Source organism: Mesonia oceanica, assembly GCF_902499555.1.
GTDB classification, from domain to species: domain Bacteria; phylum Bacteroidota; class Bacteroidia; order Flavobacteriales; family Flavobacteriaceae; genus Mesonia; species Mesonia oceanica.
The window spans coordinates 1-2,580 of sequence record NZ_CABVMM010000038.1; the positions used below are offsets into that span (position 1 = coordinate 1).

1 protein-coding gene is annotated in these 2,580 nt (G+C 28.1%); it reads right to left on the reverse strand.

Annotated elements, in window-relative coordinates:
• Positions 1-221 precede the first annotated feature (221 nt).
• Positions 222-2,168: a hypothetical protein gene (locus FVB9532_RS19140; protein WP_150546788.1), complete on the reverse strand. Its 1,947-nt coding sequence runs from the start codon at positions 2,166-2,168 to the stop codon at positions 222-224.
• Positions 2,169-2,580 lie beyond the last annotated feature (412 nt).

Here is a 2,580-nt window from a genome sequence, read left to right on the forward strand (position 1 = left end):
AAAATTTTCAGTTTAAAGGGTTCTGAATACCGTCTGATTACTTTGTCGTTTTTGTACATAATGTTTAAAATTATGTAGCCTTTATTCAGGACGGGTCAATATTGCACACAACGTGTTTGTATAACAATCAGTTGCGGATTGATTGAAAACTAAGATAGCTAAAATTCCTGACTTTTATGCTTGCGCGGTTGTGTCCGCAAGACACAAAGCCGCAATTGTTGTTATATGGTGTTAGCAGCAGTTTTTTTGTTTATAATTATATCATCCTCAATCTTTAACAAAGTAAGAATTATTATTTTGAGTATTAAATAATAATCACTTTTATGTTTTTCTTCAGATTGAGTGTTCGTTCCGTGCGAATATTTATTTCTCAAATCATACCCGTTTGTATATATCTTTTGGTTTAGATAAAAATTCAGATATTTTACTTCTTCTTTAGAAAACAAAGTGTTTTCATTAAACAACATTTTTTTCTCAATTAACAAGTCAATTTCATCTCTTACGAATTTTGGATAATGCCAATAACTCAATAATTCGTTTCTATGAATTTCTCTAATGATGTATATAAAAGTGATTTTATCTATTTCTACAATATTTTCCTTATTGATTCTTAGATAACCGTCTTTAACTAAACTTTGAATTGTATCTTTTTGATAGTTTGCAAAATCCTCGATGTTGACTGTTTCCTGTGTAAGTAAATCAAAAAGATTAGTATGTTTTGTTCCATAAGTTTCTGTATAGTACATATGACTTTGGTCCGAAAAAAATATGTGTTTTAGCTTTAAAATTAGTTTGTCATTAGAATAAAGATATTTTATATTATTCTGACTGGTAATTTGACTAAAACCAATTGGTTTAGAACTTACCTGAAGAAGTTCAATGTCAATTGTGCCATCATCAGCTAAATTTTTATACTGTTTTAGTAAAAAGTCAAAATCAGGTAAAAGGGTACGAATTTTGTCTAATTCAGGCGAGTCTGAAACTCTGATTTGAAACATTAAATTATTATTTCCAATTAGTTCATTTATGTGTGAGATGAATGAATTAATTATTTGCTCAATTCCACTATCTTTTGTTTTTAGATAATTTTCAATTAGATGTAATTGTAAAATAGAGAGCATTTCTTTTCTTGTGAAAATTTCTCCTATTTCGTACTCGTTTTTGGATTTTAAACCCATTACACGCTCCATAACGTCTAATTCACTTGCCTTACTCACTAAGTAGATTAATGAGGTTTCGTCAGTATAATTAAACAGATAATTAAACGCTTTAAATAAAATTACTTGGTTTTCAATTCCATCTAAAAATTTTTCGCTGTAAGTGGCTTCTATTAATCCATTTTCATTTTTAAATATTACAGGTTCATCTTGGTCTTTACTAAGAACACCTTGTACTCTTATATTCCAGGTATGTCCTTTTTCTATTATTTTATTATTTTGTTCTTCAGCCTTTTTTTTTGCTTTGTATTTGGTTTTGTCAGAAAGCTTTAATTCATTTGAATCTTTTGACTTTTGAGCTAATCTTACATAATTTAAGTTGGAATCTTCGCGGTCTAAGTAATCACTTATAATATTTTCTTTATCTGATAAACTCAGACTTTTTGGGAAATAAAATTTAGTTGATTTTTCATCTCTCTTTTTTTCTTCAAATTGTGAAAGCAAGATTTCCGCTGAATTTTTATAACTCAGCAAAAAATCTCTTATTACTTTGTTGAATTTCTGAACTATATTCTTTTGTGGTAGGATGTAATTTATTTGGGATGAAAAATTCTCAAGAATATCACTAAATGTTGAATGAGATATGTTTTTGTAGATACTTAGTTTATTGATTAACTCCCAAAAATTATCTTTATATCGATATTCTAAATCCTTTACTATATCCTCAATATTTTGGTCGTTGATTTTTAAAAACCTTTTTTTCAACGATGACCAATTTTCCTCTATAATTTGATTGTACTTTTCTTGGTCAGATTTACTCCATTTGGTTAAAAATAGTTCGTTATCAAAATGTAATTTTATATTGTACAATTCAAGTAAATCATTCAAAGTCAATATTTGTTGAGAATTGAAATTGTTCAATAATTTTTCTGCTTTGATAAGATTATGACTTGTAGTCATATCTTCTTTTGAATAAAATACTATTCTTTCTATTTCGTTTCTTGAATTCACATTTTTAGTCAAATTGCTGCTAACGTTCTTGTATATCTTTCAGTTGTGAGAATTTAGGAATTAAAGATAGTAAAAAGAACTGACTTTAACGCTAGAGCGTTTGTGTCCGCAGGACACAGAACCGCAATTGAAGATATACGTCTTAAGTTTGATTCTTATTAAATTTAAACTATAAATCAGAAAGAACAAAAGAGCGGAATAAGGTTATTATATACGCAGAAGCTTTAGACTTCGTCAACATTGAAAATCCCCGCTCTTTTCTACACAGATTTCGTACAGTTGTAAGAGGCTTTTAGACCTCGCTTTTAAGTCGTTGAAACTCGCATAGATTGTCCTTTCAAAAAACATTTTCTTATGAATAAAGATATTAAATATTTTGGAATAGACATTAGCCATTTGTTTTTTGATGTGA